Source organism: Nostoc sp. (assembly GCF_036919575.1).
Classification (GTDB): Bacteria; Cyanobacteriota; Cyanobacteriia; order Cyanobacteriales; family Nostocaceae; genus Nostoc.
The window spans coordinates 1-22,286 of sequence record NZ_JBALBY010000007.1; the positions used below are offsets into that span (position 1 = coordinate 1).

Genomic DNA, 22,286 nt, shown 5'->3' on the forward strand with positions numbered 1-22,286 from the left:
TATTTAATTTGTATATTGGACGCGCTCATGTTGCCCGCACTACAATATTTTTGGGTTTTCGTGTTATACAATTTAGCTGCACATCAACTTATCAGTTAAAACCGACTTTAGCTATTAGAAAAGGAACTTCAGTTCCGGGCGGTTTATGTCTAGTAGGACTTACGCAAAATATCTCTCAAACTCTGATTTCTCCGTGCCGCGCCAGTTGCTACAAACTCCTCCACCCCCGCAACGCACTGGCTTCTCTGTGCCTCTGCGGTTCGTTATTCCGTAACTCGTGCGTCAGTCCTATCTAGAATGAAATAGCCCTGTGTTTCGACACGATTCAAAAATTTGAAGTTACAGTCATGGAGTTAGTGTTTTACTACTCAAACAAATATACTCAATTACGCGATCGCTTGAACCTCATTGAGTAAGTATCTAGCTAGTGTGTCTACTAGGGTAGGAGAAATCTATGCTTAATAAGCTTTATCAGCGTCGTCGCTTTCTTCAAAATACCGCGCTATTCTCTACTGGTTTAATCACCTCACTAGTCCATCCTCGTCCTACGAGTGCTGGAATTGTCGAAAATGAAAAGGCTCAATACGATTATGTGGTGATTGGTGCCGGCTCTGCGGGTAGTGTTGTCGCAAACCGTTTGACAGAAAATCCCGCAACCAGAGTTTTGTTACTCGAAGCGGGTAATCCCGATACCAAGCCAGCAATTCAGGTTCCTGTAGAGTGGCCTACCTTACTAGGCACGGAGGTGGACTGGGCATACTTCACTGAAGAAGAACCGTACTTGAATAAGCGGAAAATCTTTCACCCTCGTGGCAAAGTCTTGGGCGGTAGCAGTTCGATCAATGCCATGATTTACATCCGAGGTAATTGTCATGATTATGATCACTGGCAAGAGTTAGGCAATCCGGGCTGGAGTTATCATGATGTCTTGCCTTACTTTAAGAAATCGGAGGATCAGCAGCGAGGAATATCATTATTTCATGGGGTTAATGGGCCCCTTGGCATCAGTGATCCAGCGGCTCCAAGTCCGGTGTCACAACGCTTTGTAGAAGCAGCGATTTCGAGAGATTATGAATCTAATCCCGACTTCAATGGCATACAACAGTCAGGCGCGGGACTTTACCAACGGACTATTCAAGATGGCAAACGCGAAAGTACAGCGATTGCGTTCCTGCGTCCGATTTTCAATCGGACTAATTTGACCATTAAAACCGGAGCATTGGTGAGTCGAATCCTCTTTGAGAAAACGCGCACGGTTGGGGTGGCGTATATCCAGAATGGAACTGAATATCAAGTAAGAGTTAGCCAGGAAGTGATTCTAAGCGCTGGCACATTTGATTCCCCCCAACTGCTAATGCTTTCTGGAATTGGGCCAGCAGAACATCTGCGGGCGTTAAACATTCCTGTAGTCGTTGATTTGCCGGGTGTCGGTCAGAACCTCCAAGATCATCCGATGGTTTCTGTAGCCTACCAATCCCTGCAAGAACTCCCTCTTGCACCAAGCAGCAATCTCGGTGAAGCTGGGCTGTTCGTGCGTACTAATCTGAGCTTAGATGCGGCACCAAATATCCAGCTGACCTTGGCTCCCATTTTATTTGTCAATCCTGCTTTTGCCCGTCCAGGTGCGGCATTTAGCATCCTTGTTATTAACAACCACCCCCAAAGTCGTGGCAGTGTCAGTTTGCATTCTTCTAACCCCAAAGAGCCGCCACTAATCCGGGCGAACTATCTCCAGAATAAATCTGACTTGAAAATATTGGTTAAAGGAATTAAGATTGCGCGTCAAATTGCCCATTCGAGCCGATTAAATGAGTTTCGGGGTGAGGAAATTGCCCCTGGCACTGAGGTGTCTAACACCAAAGCGATTCAAGCCTATATTCGGCAAGCGTGTGATACTGTGAACCACCCTGTCGGGACGTGCAAAATGGGCAAAGATCCAATGGCAGTTGTTGACTCCCAACTCAGGGTACGGGGTATTGATGGGTTAAGAGTTGTAGATGCATCAATTATGCCACTCATCACTACCGGAAACACAAATGCACCCACGATCATGATTGGCGAAAAGGCAGCCGATATGATTAAAGCTGCACAAAGTGTTTCACAAAAGCGTGTGTTACCTAGTTGATCCTATTTTGCGAAAAGCCTGATGCAATTTCCCCCCCTTGCTCAACAACAGAACAACAGCTTGCCGTCCGCTTATCAATTTTAGGTTTTGGAGAGCGGATATGGCGAACGAGTAAACTTTTTTGAACTCAATCACTCCATCGCCTTAATCTGCTGATTAGCATCATTCTGCCCTCGCGCGATCGCCTGCTTTAATGGTTGTTGTCCCAATAAGGCGCTGATAAACTGGTTATCAAAGTTATTGACGATCGCACTTGGATACTGACCTACCTGCCACGGTGTAGCATAACTAACTCCCGCCACTAATGGCGATCGCAACGGGTCTTGGTCATAGCCCAAATTCTTGGCCACTGATTTACGTGTTGGCAAAGCAAACCCTGTTCCTGTCCACTTCTGCATCCCTTCTTTACCCGTGAGATAGGAAATCAACTCCCAAGCCTCGGCTTTGTGCTGTGCTTGTTTATTCATCACGTAGGCAACCGTAAAAACCATCGTGCCTTTTTTATTATTAATAGTAGGTAATTGCGCGGTAGCAAACTCTAGCTGAGGAAAGGTTTCAGTTAAATAGGGAATTGCCCAATTACCTTCAATCACCATTGCCACTTTACTCTGACCAAACATTTCACTACCTGAGTTTGTCCCCACATCAGATTTTTGGGCTGAAGAGCGGTCTTTTTGATACTGGTCTACCACCAACTCTAAACCCTGTAAACCTGCGTCACTGGCAAAGATAGCATAACCATTTTGATCAACGAGTTGTCCACCAAAGGCTTTAATTTTATAAGCCTGACGCGCCAATTCGGGGATTTCTCCAAAGCCGTATCTGTTAATTTTGCCTGTCAATTGTTTCGAGTAGCTACGTAATTCATCCCAAGTAGCTGGCGGATTACTCAAGCTGGCGGCGGCGAAGGCTTTTTTGTTATAAAACAGCGCCAGGGTGGAATAGTCTTTAGGAAGTCCATAAATGTGGTTTTGATACTTAAAGCTGTTAAGTAGGTTATCCTCGAAGTCTACTAGGTCAAATTTAGGGGTGATGTAAGCATCTAACGGTTCCAGGACATTTTGACTCATTAAAAAAGGAGCTTCCAGCGCATCCAGATAAAAAACATCAGGTGCGGCTTCCCCAACCAAACGAGTTTTAATTACATCCATATATTGGTCAGAGATTACTTCATATTTGACCTTAATAGTTGGATGTTGTGCCTCAAAGTCTTGCAGTACTTGTCTCAAGAGTTTTTGCTCAACAGGAGAGCCTCCCCAACCACTGAGTTTAATGGTGACTGCGGTAGATGCTGAGGGTTTACTTGGTAATTGTAAGCTTTGACAAGCAATAATCGCGATCGCGATCGCCATCACCAATCCCAAAAAATTAAATAATCTTTTCTTGCCCACAGATAGATAACAATCTCTTTCTTCTAACTTATACCTTCTGTTGCTAAGGAGTGATATTTTACTTCTCGGAAATTTCTGTTGAGAATTGCAAGCTAAAATAACGAAAAATTATCAAGGAATGCAAATTAAAGCCTACTGAGTTCCTCTGCAACCGGATTTATCGACCAGAATTCAGGAGTCAGGAGTCAGAATTCATTCTGAATTCTGACCGAAAAAGCGGATGAATAACCTCTTTTTAGACCCCCACCAAATTAAAAATTTGGTGATGCAACAATTCAGTGGCGGGTCCAAATCCCCCACTGAAAGATTGGTGAATTCTGAATTCTGAATTCTGCATTCTTCTTCAATCCAGGGTATTTCACCCATAAACATAGATTATGGATTCTGTTCAGATTGAAACAACTGCGCCACTAACTCTGGAATTTCCCCAGATTGCCTCACCACCAACAACACTTTCTCCAACCTCTCGAATTCCCAAAGATGCTGTTCGCACCAGCTTAAAAGCTTCAACTGCGGATTCTGTTTTAGCAGCGGTTTACTCCCTTGGAACTAGCGGGATTTTACTCAGCAATTTCTTGGTGGAATTGGGTGCTAGTCCAATGGTATTTGGGATGCTGTCCTCTATCCCCATGTTGGTCAATCTTATTCAGCCGTTGGGTGCTTACTTGTCTGAACGCACCACCAGTCGCTTTCAATATTCTCTTCGGACACACGGAATTGGTCGGCTGCTATGGCTGGTTTTAGTAATTGGTATTGCCAGCGCCAGTTGGGGAGTGGTTAATACTCACCAGTTAGTGATATTGACACTCTTGATTGTCCTATTCAGCCATCTTTTGGGAGGATTAGGAACCGCATCGTGGCTAAGTTGGGTGGCAATGATAGTTCCCCGGCGATTACGAGGCAGGTATTTTGGGATACGCAATAGTGTCGGTAGTCTCACCAATTTGCTTTGCGTACCAATGGCTGGTATAGCTGTATCACATTGGTATGGGGGAACTCTACAAGGCTATGGGGTAGTTTTGCTGGTAAGCATTGTATTTGGGATTGTGGGATTGGGGTGTCAATATTTCCAGGTGGATATGAATCCGCGATCGCAAAATAGTTATATAAGTGAGATTCAGTCAGAGGTTGTAAAAGATGAATCCTCTGAAATACCTGAATCAATTCATATACCAAAAAACCAGTTAACTAATAGTATTTGGAAAAATAGTAACTTTTTGATATTTCTACTGTATTCTAGCTTCTGGACGCTTGCTGTTAACCTCAGCGCTCCTTTTTTTAACCTCTATATGCTGGACACGCTGGATTTAGATGTAAGTTACGTGACTATCTACAACAGCCTTCAAGCGGGAGCGACTTTGCTAATGCTCATCCTGTGGGGCAAATTAGCAGACAAGATAGGTAATCGTCCCATCCTCATCTGTATTGGGATTTTAGTTGCAGTCACACCACTGCTGTGGCTGGGGATTAGTGCTAATCGCCTTGACATCTGGTTGTGGTTCCCACTGTTACACATCTTTCTTGGAGGTACTTGGGCGGCGATTGACTTGTGCAGCAACAATATACAATTGGCGATCGCACCAATTAAAAATCAGTCTATCTATTTTGCGATCGCAGCTGCCGTTGCTGGAGGGAGTGGTGCTTTAGGCGCAACTATAGGCAGCTTCATTATCCAATTTTCTCAGTCTGGAGGATTACTAGGCTTGTTCGCCCTCTCTAGTCTATTCCGACTAGTAGCCCTTGTTCCACTCATGTTTCTCAAAGAGCCGGGGAGAGGATGAGGGAGTGGGGAGTGGGGAGTGGGGAGTGGGGAGTGGGGAGTGGGGAGTGGGGAGTGGGGAGTGGGGAGTGGGGAGATGAGGGAGATGAGGGAGAAATAACCAATGCCCCATGCCCAATGCCCCATGCCCATGCCCCATGCCCAATGCTTTATTCTGCGGCGGTAGAAGTCAAAGACATTGTTTCCCACAACACCATATGAGGTGGTGTTGTTAATACAGGCTGGTGTAGGGCAATCAGCTGGGTTAGGGTGTTCTTTAATAGGGTACGGGGTACGATATCATCAACAAAACCGTGCTGGAGCAAATCTTCAGCAGTCTGAAAATTATCGGGTAGTTTTTCGCGCAGGGTTTGCTCAATCACTCGCCGACCGGCAAAACCAATGGTTGCTTTGGGTTCTGCCAAAATGATATCGCCCAACATCGCAAAACTTGCGGTAACGCCGCCTGTTGTGGGATTAGTCAAAACAGGAATATACAATAGTCGGGCATCTTGATGGCGCTGGAGGGCTGCGGAGATTTTCGCCATCTGCATCAAAGAGAGCATTCCTTCTTGCATTCTTGCACCACCAGAGGCGCAAACGATAACTACAGGATATCGCCGTTGAGTGGCTTGCTCAATCATCCGGGTGAGTTTTTCTCCCACGACTGAACCCATGCTACCACCCATGAAACGAAAATCCATAACCCCAAGGGCAATGGGCAAGCCATTGATTTGACCTAAACCAGTTTTAACCGCGTCTATTAAGCCAATTTTATCTTGTGTTTCTCGTAGGCGATCGCTGTAGAGTTTGCGATCGCGAAATTCTAGGGGATCGGTTGGACGCAAATGCTCGTCCAGAGGTTTCCAGGTATTGTGATCTATCAATTGACGGATGCGCTCATCGCTGTCTACCCGATTGTGATGACCACATTCGACACAAACCATCTGATTGGCTTTCAGGTCTTTTGTATATGCCAAGACACTACACTTAGAACATTTATGCCACAGACCATCAGCAATTTCACGTTCTTGGCGTTCGAGGCTGGTAGATCCTGATTTCCGTCGATTTGCAAACCAATCAAATAGAGACTTTAAACCGCGTGATTCTTCGTTGTTAGCCATTTTTTATTTTATTTTAAGTGGGTATGAGGTCGAAAACACATTAAAGTACGCTTTTAAGCAGTTGGAACCTTAATTTTCATCTTTGGTTGCCAGCTTAACGAAAATACTTATGCCAATACAAGTCTCTTGCTCTTTTTTTCAGCAGACTTAATTATCTGGACGTAGTGACAAAGCCATGAGAATACCAACCTCCAAATAAGATGCTTTCTCCCTCCTACCCAAATCAATTATTCGTATTGCTAGGTTATGAGCAATCAGCATCTGTTGCACTAGTTATGCTTGCCAACGGTTAATCGTCGTTAAGAGGGTAATACAAGTCACAAGCTGAATATTATCAAAATATGAAGGGCAGATGGGGTAATGCTGGTTACAGTCACGAATTATAAATTTTTCTTATGAAAGGGTATTGGGCAATTCAATTTTGGATTTTGGATTGACGATTTTGGATTGACGATAGCGCCACGGAGAGTGAGTCCGCGTACCCCTACGGGAAGCAAGCTACGCGCAGCGTCTCGTAGAGAGCGTCTTTTGGATTAAATTTCAATCCCAAATCTAAAATCTAAAATCTAAAATTCTTTCTCTCCACTCCAGTTTAAGACGCTGGAAAAAATAACCGTAGGTAGCTGGACAATATCGCTTCGCCGCTAAACAGAGTAATCACTGATCCTAAAGCCAGAAAAGGGCCAAAAGGGATCTTTTGTCCTAACCTTTGTCGCGATCGCCGTATAATCACACTGCTACCAATTAACGCTCCTAGCGCACAAGCAATAAAACTAGCCAATAACAAATATTTCCAGCCTAACCAGGCTCCCATCATGGCTGCTAACTTGGCATCACCGGCACCCATTGCAGCTTTACCAAAGGCAATTGAACCCAATAGGGCGATCGCATCAAACAGCCATAAACCCAATACTGCACCAACTATCGCCATCATAAGATGATTTACCAATGCTACAGAGCTAGCTTCTGGTAAAAAACCAACCACCATTTGAAACAAAATCCCTACCACTAAACCCGACTGAGTAAGTCGATTGGGTAGGGTCATTGTATCTAGGTCGATAAGCGATAGCGCCAATAACCAACTACAAAAAGCCCAATAGCCTATTGTTAAAGTCGAAACTTGAAATACCAAAAAAATTAGTAAAAAAATTATGCCCGTTACCCCTTCTACCACGGGATAACGGACAGAAATTTTGCTTTTGCAATATCGACACCGCCCTCTTAAGGAAATCCAGCCGAATACTGGTACATTGTCGTAAGCTTTTAGCTGGTTTAAGCATTTAGGACAACGAGAAGGCGGCCAAAGAATTGACAACCCAGCAGGTAGCCGATAAACAATAACATTGAGAAAACTACCAATAGATGCACCTAAAGCAAAGACCATTACACTCGCCGGGACGGCGAACAAAATGTCCATACAATCATTTGTCCTTTGTCATTTGTCCTGTGTCATTTGTCGTTTATCTTTTGTCCTTTGTCGAGATGTCCTTTGTCAAGAACTAATGACTAATGACTAATGACCAATGACCAATGACTAATGACCAATGACCAATGACTAATGACTAATACATATGAGATTCAATTTGACTCAAGGGCACAAAACACTCTTGAGGTAAGAGAACTGGTTGGTTAGTAAAAATAACCTTACCTCGATGATTGATGCGATTAATTGCTACACCGGAAGGTTGCCCAGCTATTTCGGGATGTACTTCACAGTGAGTGTAGTATATCTGCCCAGCAGCTCTGATTACGGCGGGATCAATCAAAGGCGGCTGGTTTTTAGGGGCGGTAAAATTTGCTTGTCCTTGTCGTAATGCGTACACTATCGACTGTTATTTGATTGCTAGATTTCTCTCTAGTCTACCCGAAACTTATAGCAAAGGTTGCCAAATTGCCTAAGTTGCATTATTTAATTATTTTCCTTCAATGGCTCTAATCAGTGCATCGCCCATAGCGCGGCAACCTAAAAGATTTTTTCCTGGAGAAATTATATCCCCTGTGCGATCGCCTTGTTCTAAAACTTGCAATACGGCTTGTTCGATGTGGTCTGCCGCTTTTGGCTGGTCTAAACCGTAGCGTAGCATCATCGCCGCACTCAAAACCTGTGCTAGAGGATTTGCTTTATCCTGTCCGGCAATATCTGGGGCGGAACCATGAACTGGTTCAAACACACCAGGCCCAGAAGCGCCCAAACTAGCTGAGGGTAACATCCCAATACTACCCGTGAGCATGGCAGCAGCATCAGAGAGAATATCACCAAACAAATTGCCTGTAACGATGGTGTCGAACTGCTTGGGAGCGCGTACCAACTGCATAGCAGCATTATCTACATATAAATGAGAGAGTTCGATATCTGGATATTCTTGTGAAAGTTGAGTGATGCGATCGCGCCACAACTGAGATACTTCTAATACATTCGCCTTATCCACCGAACAAAGTTTTCCGCCGCGTTTTCTAGCCGCCTCAAAAGCCACCCGCCCAATGCGTTCAATTTCTGACTCGGTGTAAACCATTGTATTTACACCGCGTTTCTCACCAGTTTCTGTAGTAAAAATCCCCTTGGGTTTACCGAAGTAAATCCCGCCAGTGAGTTCACGCACCACCATAATATCGACGCCTTCCACAACTTCGCGTTTCAAAGTCGAGGCGTCGATTAGCTGGGGCAAAATTTTTGCTGGGCGCAAATTGGCAAATAATCCCAACCCTGCACGTAGTCCTAACAAACCTGCTTCTGGGCGTAAATTAGATGGCAGGGAATCCCACTTATAGCCACCAATCGCAGCCAGTAACACAGCATCACTGTGACGGCAAGTCTCTAGAGTCGCAGATGGTAGGGGTTCACCTGTAGCATCAATTGCTGCACCACCGATGAGGGCTTCTTGGAATTCAAACTGAATATCAAATTGCTTTCCTACGACTTTTAGCACATCTACCGCCACTGCCATTATTTCAGGGCCAATTCCATCGCCGGGGAGTAGAGTAATGCGGTAGTTCTGTGTCATAGCTGGTTATTACTGGGTAAATGCTTGCAGATTAAATATCATACCCAGCAAAATGTACCGATGGAGTTTTTAATTTATTTAGATGTGTGTTGTCTGAATCGCCCTTTTGATGACCAGGAGACACAAAAACGGATTCGTTTGGAAACTGAGGCGGTGCTTCGCATTTTGGCTATTGTTCAAATGGGTGATTGGCGGCTGCAAGGAAGCGAAACCTTTGATGATGAGCTTCGGAAAACTCCTGAAGGAGCAAGAAAACGGCAGATGCAGATTTGGGCTGCTTTAGCGATGAGCAAAGTTGATATAACCCAACAAATCGAGTCTCGTAGTAGGAAACTTGCTCAAAAGGGGTTTAAAGATTACGATGCGTTGCATATTGCTTGTGCAGAAGCTGGCAAAGCCGATGTTTTGCTCACAACTGATGACAGAATGTTACGTTTGGCTGCAAAGTACAAAGACTTGCTACAAGTTAGAGTAGAGAACCCGCTTCAGTGGCTCAGAGAGGTTACAAATGATCGATGTGAGTAAGTTGACTCAAACTGAAATTCAGAAATTAGGAATAGATACGCTGAGTTTAGCTCTTGGCCCAGCAGGAATGGGGCTATTTATGCGTCAATTCGATATAGGCAGGGGTGATTACACGCGAGATAGGAATGAAATATTGGGAAATTCTACTATTAAGGAAATAGTTGCCCGAATCAAAAAAAGGCGGATATCACAGGTTGAAAGTTCAGATGTTCTGCCCAAAGTTACAAATATGAAAATGCTAGATGTAACTAAACTTTCTCAGAGTGAGATTAGCCGGTTGGGAATAGAAGCGCTAACTAAAACCCTTGGTCATGATGGCATGACGCTATTTATGCAGCAATTTAAGAGGGGTAGTGGAGATTATACGTGAGATCGGGATCAAATATTAGGAGATATCACTCTTGAGTAAATCTTCGTCAGTATTGAAGAGGGACGACAATAGCATAATAAATGTGAGTAAGTTGACCCAGACGCGAGAACAGCACAAGCAAGGCAAGAAGTAGAAAAAAACTGTTATGTATTAACGATTATCTAGACTAGAAAATCCAGATATAGCGGTTCTCGCTTGAGTGGAGTAGAGTTTTGACCTCTCTCCAAACTTCTCTCCTACGAGTAGAGAGGCTTTGAATCTTACTCCCCTTCCCTTGTAGGGAAGGGGTTGGGGGTTAGGTCTGTATTGGACTCAACTGCAAACCCCTATAATCGCTACAAATGCCATCTGAATTTATAACCTTTTCCAAGCATGGATGAAGGCAATCACCGAATGTCCACAAGCATTCATCATTGCCCCATTTATCGTACCAATGATCGGAGGCCCTATGAAAGGCACTATTTTTACTACGTTGACTAAAGTTTTCTCGCCTGCTTTGGAAATTAACTTAATTCCTAAAGCTTTGTTTATCTCAGCAAATGTTTTACCAGGAATGGACCTCAAAGCTTTTTGAATAGCTTGAGTTCCTACTTGAGTTCCTACTTGAGTTCCTAATTGATTAGCCAGTTCAGATACACCAACTCCAGCAGCAGCTGCTAAGACTAAGGGCTGTGCAGATGGGTTGTAGGTGTTAATTTCATGTATAGCGAAAAGAGTAGATGCCAGCTTTACTTGGGCATAGAGTGTACTAGCAATTTCAAACGGTATCCCAGCTATGCCCACAACCCCACTAGCAATTCCGTTGCCCACAGACCACACTGTTGACTCATATATGGCATGATTTGCCATGCTATCTTTATCACCGTGCCAGCTTGAATCGTTGAGAAACGTTTGCCCCCACTTTCTGCCATCTTCAATTGCACTAGTAATAGTTTGCCCGATAAAAGGCATATTCATAATCGATTCAAAATCCATACAATTTTTACCTGATTAACTGAGAAGACCTAGAGATTTCTAGTTTTAGTATTCCACGTAGCAAAAGTTAAATATTGGTATTAATTAAAGCTTTAATGAAGTTATGTAAATTTAGTGTAAATAATGCCCATTACACAAAACGACTTTACATAAAGCCAGTTTCAATTTATGAAACCAGCCTGACAAAAGCTGTAGAAAGAGGTTAGGTTAACTATTAATCACAAGCCGATTCTTGCTGCTTGCTTTTTCCAACATGATGATGTCTCTAAACCCGCTTGTGAATAGCATTTGAGATCAGCTTACTCTAGTTGCGGCGGTTGGTTAATCAGTTCAAAGAAAGTGCTGGGGATACTTTGAAAGATCCGATAAAAGATACTGTCTGTTTTCAATGTAGGTTGTTTTACAGTTGATGAACATATTTTACACTTCGATGTTCATCTGCGTCACCGAACAGCCCGCACTTCGACAAAGCTCAGTGACCATCGTAGACATTGCTCACTCAAATTTTGCATCAAATCACTTGGACAACTGATGCCTTGATTCTATTTTGATTTGGTAGTAACGTACCACCAAAAGTTTTGATAAGTTTAAGATAAAGCGAAGTTTAAACTTTGGCGCACTCTATTGTTTTAGGATTTCGGTTGTGCAGCTTGCCTAACAACTTGTTCGTCCAAGCCTAAGCCTTGAGCTATCTGCTCAATACTCAACCCAAACGCTAATAACTGAGGTATTACTTCTAACTTAGCTTCTTGTTTAGCTTCTTCAAAAACTTCTTGCTTACCTTCTTGTTTAGCTTCTTCAAAAACTTCTTGCTTACCTTCTTTTTTACCTTCTTCAAAAACATCTTGGAAAAATCTAGTTTGCCTCAAGTCATTTAATTCAAACATTTTTCCTATCTCCTCCTGGTCAATCGCGGCAACTTGTAGATTAATATCGTCTCTATTAAACGCACTGTTAAGCCTTCGCGCACCCTATTGTTTTAGGATTTAGGTTGTGCAGCTTGCCTAACAAGTTGTTCGTCCAAACCTAACATTTGAGCTATCTGCTGAATACTTAAACCCAACGCTAATAAGTGGGGTATCATTTCTAACTTACTTTCTTGTCTGCCTTCTTGTCTGCCTTCTTCAAAAACATCTTGGTAGAATCTAGTTTGCTTTAACTCATTTGATCCAAACATTCTCCCTATCTCCTCCTGGGTCAATCGCGGCAATTTGTAGATTAATATCGTCTCTATCAATTGTATAATTTCTCTAATAGTAGCGACATCTGGAATTTGCTGTCGGACACTGTTGACTATTTCTACAGCTTTTGTTGTCGCAGTTGATTCGGGTTCGATAATCAGTTTAACTGTCTCTATGCCGATTGATGATGCTTCAATTGAGCTTAATTCGTCAAGATAGACGCGAGTCACTCGTTGTGAGTTGAGTAATTCTGTATATCTTTCGGTATCTCCAGTATCAACGCTGCGGTTGGGGAAGATGACAACACCACGCCAATTGTTGGTTAATTCGGTTTTGTCGAGATAGTTAAAGATTTCGGTGAATAAACGTGAGTAGAGTTTTTTGTCGGGTTGAAATTGGACTTCGGCAAAATAAATCGGTAACTCTGGTGCATTGGGAAGGAATACACCATCGATTCTAAACGCCAGTTGTTTGACTTCAACTGAAGAAAATTGATAAGCGCTAGCTAGTTGCGGTGGTTGGTTAATCAGTTCAAAGAAAGTGCTGGGGATACTTTGAAAGATCCGATAAAAGATACTGTCTGTTTTCAATGCAGCTTATTTTACAGTTAATGAATATATTTTACACTTCGGTGTTCATCTGCGTAGGCGTAGCCCGTCGTAGACATCGCACACTCAAATTTGGCATGATACAAAAAATATTTTAAAAATGTCAGGTGTTTAAAGCTGACATTAATATTGGCAATTCCCCCCTAGAATTTTAGGAATAGGGTGTTTTATAGTAAAAAAATTGATTGAGCATGAGACATTGGGCATGGGGTCAACTTTTTCCCTAGTTCCTAATCGCTAATCCTTAGCCCTAGTCTCAGACAACAAAGGGGAAATTCCGCCTAAAGGACTCGAAGCCTGCGTAAATCAGTATGGCCCGTGATGAGATGCGATCGCGTGTTTCGATCATTCGTGGGCGTTGACAGACTCAATTTCCAATTGGCTAGAGTACGGCAGAGTTATGACCCCCAGCATTACAGATTCGGCGGTGAAGGCTGCGATCGCAGCTATTGCATCGGAGTCAGCCACAGCAGAGGAAAAAATCCAGATGCTGATCGAGATAGCACAGGGCTTTCAAAAAAAGCCCAAAACTGCCCAAGATTTGCGGAATGCAGTTGGCTTATATTACCGGGCTTATGAAATGTGTGGTGAGGAGTATCCCCTACTGAAAGCCAGGGCGCAAGTGGGTATGGCAGGGACGTTACAGGCAATACCGGATGCTGAGTACCAACTGCTGCTGCAAGCAAAAGCAGGTTATGAAGAGGCATTACCAATTTTACAACAATTAGCAACGCCTCAGGAAGTAGCAGAGACGCAGATGAATTTTGGGCTGGTGTTGCAGTCGCTTGTACCATTTAATTTGGCACGCATAACCGACAGCATCCAAGCTTATCATGAGGCTTTGCGGGTGTTTACTTGGGAGAATTACCCGCAGGAATACGCGATTTTATATAACAATATTGCGATCGCTTACCTTTCTATGCCTCTAGCATCGGAACGGGAATACTTACGTCAAGGGTTAGCAGTGCAATCATTTGAGGTGGCGCTAAAGCATATTAATTTGATTGATCATCCCAGAGAATATGCGATGTTGCAAAACAACTTAGGTAACGCTTTGCAATATTTAGTGAGTTCCCATCCTGTGGAGAATAATTTAAGAGCGATCGCGGCTTACGATGAAGCGCTAAAAGTGCGTAATCTCAAAGATACACCCCTAGAGTACGCTAACACAATTTCAAACAAAGCCAACGCCCTATTTAACTTACCAGATGACCAAGAAAAACCAGAAGCTGGTAATCCTAAAAATCTTTTACAAGCGCGTATCTACTATCAAGATGCTTTAGAAATATTTACGAAATACCAACAAATTGGACAAGCAGAAGTAGTAGTTCAAGCATTACAAGATGTAGAAGCAGAAATAGGGAATAGGGAATAGGGCATTGAGCATTGGGCATTGGTTATTTCTCCCTCATCCCCCCACTCCCCACTCCCCACTCCCCACTCCCCTAATTAGGACAAAACAGCATGAGAGATATTTTAACAACCCAAAACGTGATAAATTTTATCACAAGTTTAGCAGATGGTGACTTAAACTTAGCAACAGAATTCGTGTGGATAATCATTGCAACAGCCTTGTCTATGATTGGCGGTGCAATTGGTGGAATGCTGTTAGCTGGAAAAGATATAGGCTATCAGTTTTCAGCAATGCTTGGCGCATTATTTGCCCCTGCGGGTGTAATTCCCGCTATCCTCTTAGGGCTTGTTGTCTTAAATTGGTTGACAAATTATTAGGAGAAAATATGTTAGAGATAGGGTGGTTTTCTGCCAAGTTATTTTTTAAAGGCAAGCTATTACGCGACCCGATGTATTTTGTCAAGCAAACTATCATTGGTATTGCTGTAGGTTTCTTACTGCTAGTGTTACTCGCACAAGCCCCAATTCCCTTCTACTTACCAATAACACTATCTAGCTTAGTGACCGGCATGATTATGCCATTTCTCCTCAAAGATTTCAAAATGAAGTGAATTGTCCTTTGTCCAAAGCTAACGACTAATGCCTGATGCCCCATGCCCAATTTGGGATTTGCAATTTTAGATTGTTCAATCCAAAATCCAAAATCCAAAATCCAAAATCCGAAATCTAAAATTCTTCTCTCCCATGTCCAACCTTGAAGAATTAGTTCAGGAAATTAACCGGTTTGAGGCGATTATATCCGAGTGGGATGAAAGCCAACGGTGTGTAGCGGTGGGTTTAAAAAGAGCAATTGAAGCTTTGCACAAAGCAGCATTGACTAATTTGATTAAAAGCCTAAAACAAGAATCAATGTCAGCTTTGCGTGATGCTGTTGCTGATGAAGTAGTATACGCAGTACTGCTTTATCACGAATTAGTTAAACCACCAAAAGCACCATTAGCACAACGCATTCAGATAGCCATTGAAGAAGTTCGCCCAGGTTTAAACAGCCATAATGGGGATGTAGAACTAGTAGCAATTAAGCCACCAGATACAGTAGAAGTCAGATTAATCGGAACTTGCAACAGTTGTCCGGCTTCTACTTTGACTTTATCTCAGGGAGTAGAACAGGCAATCAAAAACCATTGTCCCGAAATTACCAAAGTAGTTGCAGTCAATAACAACCCTACTGTTAAGAACACGAATTCTGGTTTAATCAGTCCATTTTCTTCAAAAATAACTTCTACTTGGATCAAAGTGGCGACTATTGATCAAGTTCCTGAATTTAGTGTATTGGCAGTACAACTTGCTGGTAATTCACTGATTTTACATCGTCAAGGTGCTACAGTAAAATGTTACCGTAATGCTTGTACTCATTTAGGATCTCCCCTAGAAGAGGGTAAGGTTGAAAATGGTATTATTACCTGTCCTTTCCACGGATTTCAGTACAAGTTAGAGACAGGTGAATGCTTAACTGCACCTGATATTTCGCTTCAGTCGTATCCAGTAAAGATTAAAGACGATAAGGTTTTTGTGAAACTGCAAAAATGATGATACGAAAGTAACATATCAGCAAATATAGCAGTCATAAATGATTCGTAGATATTTTCCTTCTTCTCTTGGCGCTATTGGCGACTTAGTGGTTCGATAATTTTTACAACTCAAATAGGATTGCTATATACTGTGTAATTAGGAAATCACAGATACTTTGCTTTTTCATTTCAGTAGACCTCTGGCAAAAAAGTTTTGTGATATTATTGTAGTTTGACAAAATTTCAAGTTAATTAGCTTTATATGCTAGTTGATACAGAAGGTAAATTATGACTTTTGAAGAATTGTTGCAAAGGTACGCTGCTGGAGAGCATAACTTTGCTGGGATTAACTTCGATAAATCTAAGATACTCAAAAATGTTGACTTGACAGGAATTAATTTGAGAGGCGTTAACCTGAGTGGCGTTCGCATTGAAAGAAGTAACTTAAGTGAGGCTGACTTGTTCGGAGCTTGTATGATTGGGAGTACTTTGATTGAAGTTAATCTGAGCAGAGCCAATTTGACTGGTGCTAGTTTGTGTCGAGTCGATTGGCGTGATGTTAACTTGAGCGAAGCCTGTTTGTCGGGAGCTAATTTGACTAAAGCTGGTTTGCAGAATGCCAATTTGTTCTTCACTAATCTGGAAGAAGCTATTTTGGTTCAAACTAGTTTGAATGGTTCTACTAACACTGAGTCGGTATTCCGAATCCATGATGCTTTTATTTGGAACCTGCGGCTACCTGACGGAAGTATTGATGAAGGGCCTCGGTTCGAGTTTCTGGAATATTGAGGAAGGGTCTAGATAGACTGGTAATCGAGCAGTAGGAAGATTTAAAAGCTTATTGATATCAGTATTACTTTCAATTGATTAATACGGAAGTTTATTAAAGGTTTTAACAATTGGAAAAAAACATAATGCAAAATTGTTACTGTTGTTACATGCTGATCAACATTAATGTTTTTAAATAATTATCAGCGTCTATCTGCGGTTCATGGATATCCCAATTAAAATTAATCCCATATCACAATTACCGCCAGAAGCAACAGAAATTTCTCAAGATTTACCTCTATCACCTCAAGGTGCAGAGGTAATTTTAGGTAACATTATTGAACCACAACAATTAGTGATACCTGTAGCACCTAGTCCCACAACAATGTTCGGGCCTCGTGCTGCTTGTTTGTTATCAGAAACAGGCCCTTTATGGGTATCAGATACAGGACATCATCGATTATTGGGATGGCAGAATTTACCCACCAGAGATAGTCAACCTGCTGATTGGGTAATTGGACAATCTGACTTTTATCATGAGGGACAAAATGCTAAAAGTACACCGGGAAAGGCAACCCTAAATGTACCAACAGGGATTTGTGCTTGCGGCCAAGGATTAGCTGTAGCAGATGCTTGGAATCATCGGGTTTTAATTTGGAAAAACTTACCAGAAGATAACAATGTTCCAGCAGATTTGGTGTTAGGACAAGCGAATTTTACGGATAATGAATCAAATCGGGGAAGTCAACAAGCATCCGCCAGTACAATGCACTGGCCTTATGGTGTTTTCTATCATCAAGGACGGCTATTTATTGCTGATACTGGTAATCGAAGGGTATTAATTTGGCATCAATTACCAACAGAAAATGGTCAACCTGCTGATTTAGTTTTGGGACAACCAGATATGATATCTCGCAATGAAAACGGCGGTGCTTCTCCCACCGCAGCGAGTATGCGTTGGTGTCACGATATCACCTTTTGGGGAGAGAATTTGGTTGTCAGTGATGCAGGTAATCACCGAGTAATGATTTGGCAGGGAATACCAACAAAAAATAATGCGCCTTGTGCGGTAGTTTTAGGACAAAAAAACTTTGATTTTATGGAAATGAATCAAGGAATTTATTATCCTAGTGCTAGTAGTTTAAGTATGCCTTATGGTGTGGGGGTGGCTGGAGATTGGTTAGTAGTTGCAGATACAGCCAATTCCCGTTTGTTAGGATGGAGAAAGCCAGAATCAATTTTATCATTGCAAGGTGTAGTGGCAGATGGTTTGGCAGGACAAATAAATTTTCAAAGTAAAGGTGAAAATCGTAATTTCGGACTACCGAAACGAGATAGCTTAAATTGGTGTTACGGCATAAAAATTTGTGGCAATACGGCGATAATAGCTGATTCTGGAAATAACCGAATTTTGCTGTGGCAGTTTAACTAATTCGTAATTCGTAATTCGTAATTCTTAATTCGTAATTTTGGAAAGTCACATTTTTATGCCGACTGAAGAAATAAGGGTTCGTGGTACTGTTCAAGGAGTAGGATTTCGCCCTACTGTATATCGTCTTGCTAAAGCCTGCGGTTTGCGTGGAGATGTTTGTAATGATGGTCAAGGTGTATTAATTAAGGTATCTGGTAGTGAGGAAGCAATAACCGAATTTGTTGCCAGATTGCAAAGAGAATGTCCACCGTTGGCAAGAATTAATCAACTAACAAGAATTATTTATGAAGGTGAATTTAAATTTGATAATTTTGTGATTTCTAATAGTGTCAGTAATGCCATTAAAACAGAAATCACTCCTGACGCAGCCAGTTGTCCGCAATGTCAACAAGAAATATTCGACCCCTTTAGCCGCTTTTATCGCTACCCCTTTAATAACTGTACTCATTGCGGTCCCCGCCTGAGTATTATTCGTGCCATTCCTTACGACAGATGCAATACCAGTATGTCTGCGTTTGCCATGTGTCCCGAATGTGCAAAGGAATACCATGATGTCGAAAACCGCCGTTTTCACGCTCAACCTATAGCTTGTCATGCTTGCGGCCCCACAGCTTGGTTAGAACGTGCCGATGGTAAACCGGTTACTGCTTCTATGTTCTCCATGCTAGATGATGTTGATGCCGTTTGTACCCTGTTGCAAAAGGGTGAGATTGTAGCAATTAAAGGGTTAAGTGGTATTCATCTAGCTTGCGATGCAACTCAGGAAGCTGCTGTTCAAAAACTGCGACAGCGTAAAAGGCGCTATCATAAACCCTTTGCTTTAATGGCGCGAGATATTGAAGTAATTGAAGAATATTGTACTGTCAATGTCAAAGAAAAAGAATTATTGACAAGTGCGGCTGCACCAATTGTTTTGCTACAGGCTTCAGGTAAAAAACAACTATCATCGTCAATTGCAGCAGGGCAAAATACCCTCGGTTTCATGCTACCTTATACGCCCTTACATCATTTAATTATGCGGCGGATGAATCGCCCAATTGTTTTAACAAGTGGCAATCTTGCTGATGAACCGCAATGTATTGATAATGATGAAGCCAGAGAAAAGTTAAGGACAATCGCTGATTATTTTCTCTTTCATAATCGGGAGATTATTAATCGGGTAGATGATTCGGTTGTGCGTGTTGTCGGCGATAAAGTTAAAATAATTCGCCGTGCCAGAGGATATGCACCAGCAGCGATTAGTTTACCACCGGGATTTCATAATGTACCACAAATTTTAGCAATGGGTAGTGAGTTAAAAAATACCTTTTGCTTATTGCGTGAAGGAGAAGCAATTCTCTCTCAACATTTGGGAGATTTAGAAAATGCTGCGGCTTTTAATGCTTACCAAGATACATTGAATTTATACTTAAATTTATTTGAGCATAAGCCAGAAGTAATTGCCATTGATAAACATCCTGAATATATCTCAAGCAAACTTGGTAAAGAACTTGCGGATACAAATAAAATTAAAATTTATCAAATTCAACATCATCACGCGCATATCGCCGCTTGCATGGCGGAAAATGGTATTCATCTAGATTCACCTCCAGTATTAGGCATTGCTTTAGACGGTTTAGGTTACGGTGATGATGGTACACTCTGGGGCGGAGAATTTATTTTAGCAGATTACCGGAAATTTAAACGATTAGCAACATTTAAATCAGTAGCAATGATTGGTGGTGAACAAGCAACTTATCAGCCTTGGCGTAATACGTATACTCAATTAATATCTGCTAAACTTTGGGATGATTGCCAACAACAATATGCTGATTTAGAAATAGTAAAATTTCTGAATAAAAAGCCACTAAAACTACTCAATCAACTTATAGAGAAAGGGATTAACTCTCCTCCAGCTTCCTCAGTGGGGCGATTGTTCGATGCAGTGGCTGCGGCTATGGGTATTTGCCGTGAAGAATGTAGCTATGAAGGACAAGCTGCGATCGCAATGGAAGCTATAGTAGATGTTAGGAGCTTAAATAATGATAAAGAAACGCTAATATACCCTTTTAGTTTTAGCATTTTAGATAGTATTTATTGTATAGACCCGCGTCCAATGTGGCAAGCCTTGCTCAATGACTTACAGCAGCAGATTTCACAACCAATTATGGCTGACAAATTTCACAAAGGTTTAGCGAATACGATTGTGGAAATGGTTAAGCATCTTTGTCAAGAAAATCTGATTAATCAGGTTGTCCTAACAGGAGGAGTATTTCAAAATTGTATATTGTTAGAGCAAGTTAGCAAAGGATTACAAACATTGGGAATAAAAGTACTGACTCACAGTTTAGTTCCAGCTAATGATGGCGGGTTATCTTTAGGACAAGCAGTTATTGCAGCCGCACAATTGATACATGAGTGTTGATAATTGAAAAACTTTGTCTCATAAATAAATCTCTCTGCGTCTCTCTTGCCTCGTGCGGTTCGTTTATCTTAAAAAAATAATGTGCTTAGGAATCCCCGGACAAATTATAGAAATTACCAACGTTAACCATAAATTAGCCATAGTTAACATTGGTGGAGTTAAGCGCCAAGTAAATATTGCTTGTATCGTAGATGAACAACATCCACCCGAAACTTGTATTGGTGATTGGGTGCTAGTGCATGTTGGCTTTGCCATGAATCGAATTAACGAACAAGAAGCGGCGGAAACATTACAACTATTCCAAGAATTAGTAGCAGCACAAACAGGGATTAGTACTTAAATAATAGACTGTTTTCGTCTCACCCAAAGGCACAGAGAAAAAGTTTAAAACTCATGCCTTTCTTTCTTTCTTTCTTTCTTTCTTCCTTCGCGCCCTTTGCGTCCTTTGCGGTTCGTTAAAAAAAACTCCTTACCACAAAAGCGAAATTAACTGATACACATCCTATGAAATATGTTGACGAATTCCGCGAACCAGAAAAAGCTGAAGCTATACGCCGTGAAATCGCCAAATTATGCAGCCAGCTAGAAAAACCCATCAAAATCATGGAAGTATGCGGCGGACATACCCATTCCATATTTAAATATGGTATCGAAGAAATATTACCCCAAGCCATTGAACTAATTCATGGGCCTGGTTGTCCAGTATGCGTTATGCCAAAAGGGAGATTAGATGATGCGATCGCAATCTCCCAAAATCATAACGTCATTTTTGCCACCTTTGGCGACGCAATGCGAGTTCCCGGTTCCAAAACGAGTTTACTGCAAGCCAGGGCACAAGGTGCAGACATCCGTATGGTGTACTCTCCCCTAGATAGCCTGCAAATTGCCAGAGATAACCCCGACAAAGAAGTAGTCTTCTTCGCTTTAGGCTTTGAAACTACAGCCCCCAGCACCGCCTTCACCATCCTGCAAGCCGCAGCCGAAGAAATTCATAACTTTAGTATGTTTTGCAATCACGTCCTTGTGATTCCCGCCCTCAAAGCATTATTAGATAATCCCGACTTGCAACTGGATGGATTTGTTGGCCCGGGTCATGTCAGCATGGTAATTGGCACTGACCCTTATGAATTTATTTCCCAACAATATAATAAACCAATTGTTGTCTCAGGATTTGAACCCTTAGATATTCTCCAATCAATTTGGATGTTATTGCAACAGCTAGTAGAAAATCGTTGTGAAGTTGAAAACCAATATAACCGAATTGTCGAAAAAAGCGGGAACACAGTAGCGCTACAAGCTATAAATAAAGTTTTCGCAGTGCGAGATAGTTTTGATTGGCGCGGCTTAGGTGACATCCCCTATTCAGGATTACAAATTCAACCTGAATATGCTCAATTTGATGCCGAACTTAAATTTACCATTCCTAATCTTAAAGTAGCCGACCATAAACTTTGTAAATGTGGAGAAATCCTCAAAGGAATCTTAAAGCCTTGGGAGTGCAAAGTATTCGGTACAGCTTGCACACCAGAAACACCCATTGGTACTTGCATGGTATCTTCCGAAGGTGCTTGTGCAGCCTATTACAAATATGGGCGACTCTCTACAATTGCCAAAAGAACAATCGCCCAAAAACCAAAAGTAACTATAACTCAAGAACCTCTCCCCGCCTGCGGCTTCATCTCAGACTAAATAATACTC

At 42.0% G+C, this 22,286-nt stretch carries 24 protein-coding genes; 14 read left to right on the top strand and 10 right to left on the bottom strand.

The features are described 5' to 3' along the window. Together V7K27_RS02480 and V7K27_RS02485 are read left to right on the top strand one after the other, a co-directional pair. On the top strand, positions 1-296 hold a 296-nt coding region (locus V7K27_RS02480), incomplete at its 5' end, for a hypothetical protein (RefSeq protein ID WP_334943970.1). 158 nt (positions 297-454) lie between these two features. Beyond that, on the top strand, positions 455-2,125 hold the full coding sequence (locus V7K27_RS02485) for a GMC family oxidoreductase (RefSeq protein WP_334943972.1): 1,671 nt from the start codon (positions 455-457) through the stop codon (positions 2,123-2,125). Between the two features lie 131 nt (positions 2,126-2,256). On the opposite strand, the gene V7K27_RS02490 is transcribed toward V7K27_RS02485, so the two are convergent. Beyond that, on the bottom strand, positions 2,257-3,477 hold the full coding sequence (locus V7K27_RS02490) for an ABC transporter substrate-binding protein (RefSeq protein ID WP_334944151.1): 1,221 nt from the start codon (positions 3,475-3,477) through the stop codon (positions 2,257-2,259). A 416-nt stretch (positions 3,478-3,893) separates the two neighbouring features. Here V7K27_RS02490 and V7K27_RS02495 point away from each other — a divergent pair, with 416 nt between their 5' ends. Next, positions 3,894-5,297 (top strand): MFS transporter, encoded by a 1,404-nt coding sequence (locus tag V7K27_RS02495; RefSeq protein ID WP_334943974.1) that lies wholly within the window; start codon positions 3,894-3,896, stop codon positions 5,295-5,297. On the opposite strand, the gene V7K27_RS02500 is transcribed toward V7K27_RS02495, so the two are convergent. The 5 genes from V7K27_RS02500 to leuB form a co-directional block, all read right to left on the bottom strand. Next, positions 5,275-5,400: a hypothetical protein gene (locus V7K27_RS02500; RefSeq protein ID WP_334943976.1), complete on the bottom strand. Its 126-nt coding sequence runs from the start codon at positions 5,398-5,400 to the stop codon at positions 5,275-5,277. The genes V7K27_RS02495 and V7K27_RS02500 overlap by 23 nt on opposite strands. Before the next feature lie 45 nt (positions 5,401-5,445). Further along, on the bottom strand, positions 5,446-6,399 hold the full coding sequence (accD, locus tag V7K27_RS02505; RefSeq protein WP_334943978.1) for an acetyl-CoA carboxylase, carboxyltransferase subunit beta: 954 nt from the start codon (positions 6,397-6,399) through the stop codon (positions 5,446-5,448). Positions 6,400-6,991: 592 nt separating this feature from the next. Beyond that, positions 6,992-7,816, bottom strand: a complete 825-nt coding sequence (locus tag V7K27_RS02510) for a prepilin peptidase (RefSeq protein WP_334943980.1) — start codon at positions 7,814-7,816, stop codon at positions 6,992-6,994. 145 nt (positions 7,817-7,961) lie between these two features. Beyond that, the gene (locus V7K27_RS02515; protein ID WP_300415205.1) at positions 7,962-8,222 is read right to left on the bottom strand and encodes a hypothetical protein; all 261 of its coding nucleotides are present in this window, start codon (positions 8,220-8,222) and stop codon (positions 7,962-7,964) included. Positions 8,223-8,312: 90 nt separating this feature from the next. After that, positions 8,313-9,401 carry a 3-isopropylmalate dehydrogenase gene (gene leuB / locus V7K27_RS02520; protein WP_334943982.1) on the bottom strand — a complete coding sequence of 363 codons (1,089 nt, stop codon included), beginning with the start codon at positions 9,399-9,401 and terminating at the stop codon, positions 8,313-8,315. Between the two features lie 60 nt (positions 9,402-9,461). Here leuB and V7K27_RS02525 point away from each other — a divergent pair, with 60 nt between their 5' ends. Beyond that, the gene (locus tag V7K27_RS02525; RefSeq protein ID WP_334943984.1) at positions 9,462-9,926 is read left to right on the top strand and encodes a PIN domain-containing protein; all 465 of its coding nucleotides are present in this window, start codon (positions 9,462-9,464) and stop codon (positions 9,924-9,926) included. Beyond that, positions 9,910-10,296: a hypothetical protein gene (locus V7K27_RS02530; RefSeq protein ID WP_334943986.1), complete on the top strand. Its 387-nt coding sequence runs from the start codon at positions 9,910-9,912 to the stop codon at positions 10,294-10,296. Before V7K27_RS02525 ends, V7K27_RS02530 begins: the two co-directional genes overlap by 17 nt. Before the next feature lie 354 nt (positions 10,297-10,650). Here V7K27_RS02530 and V7K27_RS02535 read toward each other — a convergent pair whose 3' ends face one another. The 4 genes from V7K27_RS02535 to V7K27_RS02550 form a co-directional block, all read right to left on the bottom strand. Continuing rightward, the gene (locus tag V7K27_RS02535) at positions 10,651-11,271 is read right to left on the bottom strand and encodes a hypothetical protein (RefSeq protein WP_334943988.1); all 621 of its coding nucleotides are present in this window, start codon (positions 11,269-11,271) and stop codon (positions 10,651-10,653) included. Positions 11,272-11,570: 299 nt separating this feature from the next. Further along, positions 11,571-11,660: a DUF2887 domain-containing protein gene (locus V7K27_RS02540; protein ID WP_442937009.1), complete on the bottom strand. Its 90-nt coding sequence runs from the start codon at positions 11,658-11,660 to the stop codon at positions 11,571-11,573. Between the two features lie 240 nt (positions 11,661-11,900). Next, positions 11,901-12,158: a hypothetical protein gene (locus V7K27_RS02545; protein WP_334943991.1), complete on the bottom strand. Its 258-nt coding sequence runs from the start codon at positions 12,156-12,158 to the stop codon at positions 11,901-11,903. A 92-nt stretch (positions 12,159-12,250) separates the two neighbouring features. Continuing rightward, on the bottom strand, positions 12,251-13,042 hold the full coding sequence (locus V7K27_RS02550; RefSeq protein WP_334943993.1) for an Rpn family recombination-promoting nuclease/putative transposase: 792 nt from the start codon (positions 13,040-13,042) through the stop codon (positions 12,251-12,253). 418 nt (positions 13,043-13,460) lie between these two features. On the opposite strand from V7K27_RS02550, the gene V7K27_RS02555 reads away from it, so the two are divergent. The 9 genes from V7K27_RS02555 to hypD all read left to right on the top strand — a co-directional run bounded on the left by V7K27_RS02555 (position 13,461) and on the right by hypD (position 22,277). Next, positions 13,461-14,435, top strand: a complete 975-nt coding sequence (locus V7K27_RS02555) for a hypothetical protein (protein ID WP_334944153.1) — start codon at positions 13,461-13,463, stop codon at positions 14,433-14,435. A gap of 89 nt (positions 14,436-14,524) precedes the next feature. Further along, positions 14,525-14,791, top strand: a complete 267-nt coding sequence (locus V7K27_RS02560; RefSeq protein WP_334943995.1) for a hypothetical protein — start codon at positions 14,525-14,527, stop codon at positions 14,789-14,791. Positions 14,792-14,799: 8 nt separating this feature from the next. Next, on the top strand, positions 14,800-15,024 hold the full coding sequence (locus V7K27_RS02565; RefSeq protein ID WP_334943997.1) for a hypothetical protein: 225 nt from the start codon (positions 14,800-14,802) through the stop codon (positions 15,022-15,024). Positions 15,025-15,157: 133 nt separating this feature from the next. Continuing rightward, positions 15,158-16,003, top strand: coding sequence for a NifU family protein (locus tag V7K27_RS02570; protein WP_334943999.1), 846 nt, complete (start codon positions 15,158-15,160; stop codon positions 16,001-16,003). A gap of 269 nt (positions 16,004-16,272) precedes the next feature. Further along, entirely contained in the window at positions 16,273-16,773 is a 501-nt protein-coding gene (locus tag V7K27_RS02575; protein WP_334944001.1) for a pentapeptide repeat-containing protein, read from the top strand. Positions 16,774-16,975: 202 nt separating this feature from the next. Then, on the top strand, positions 16,976-18,184 hold the full coding sequence (locus V7K27_RS02580) for a hypothetical protein (protein WP_334944003.1): 1,209 nt from the start codon (positions 16,976-16,978) through the stop codon (positions 18,182-18,184). Positions 18,185-18,239: 55 nt separating this feature from the next. Next, positions 18,240-20,588, top strand: coding sequence for a carbamoyltransferase HypF (gene hypF / locus V7K27_RS02585; RefSeq protein ID WP_334944005.1), 2,349 nt, complete (start codon positions 18,240-18,242; stop codon positions 20,586-20,588). A 79-nt stretch (positions 20,589-20,667) separates the two neighbouring features. Next, complete coding sequence (locus V7K27_RS02590; RefSeq protein ID WP_334944007.1) at positions 20,668-20,928, top strand: HypC/HybG/HupF family hydrogenase formation chaperone; 261 nt, start codon at positions 20,668-20,670, stop codon at positions 20,926-20,928. A gap of 164 nt (positions 20,929-21,092) precedes the next feature. After that, positions 21,093-22,277, top strand: coding sequence for a hydrogenase formation protein HypD (hypD, locus tag V7K27_RS02595; protein WP_334944009.1), 1,185 nt, complete (start codon positions 21,093-21,095; stop codon positions 22,275-22,277). Positions 22,278-22,286: the final 9 nt, after the last annotated feature.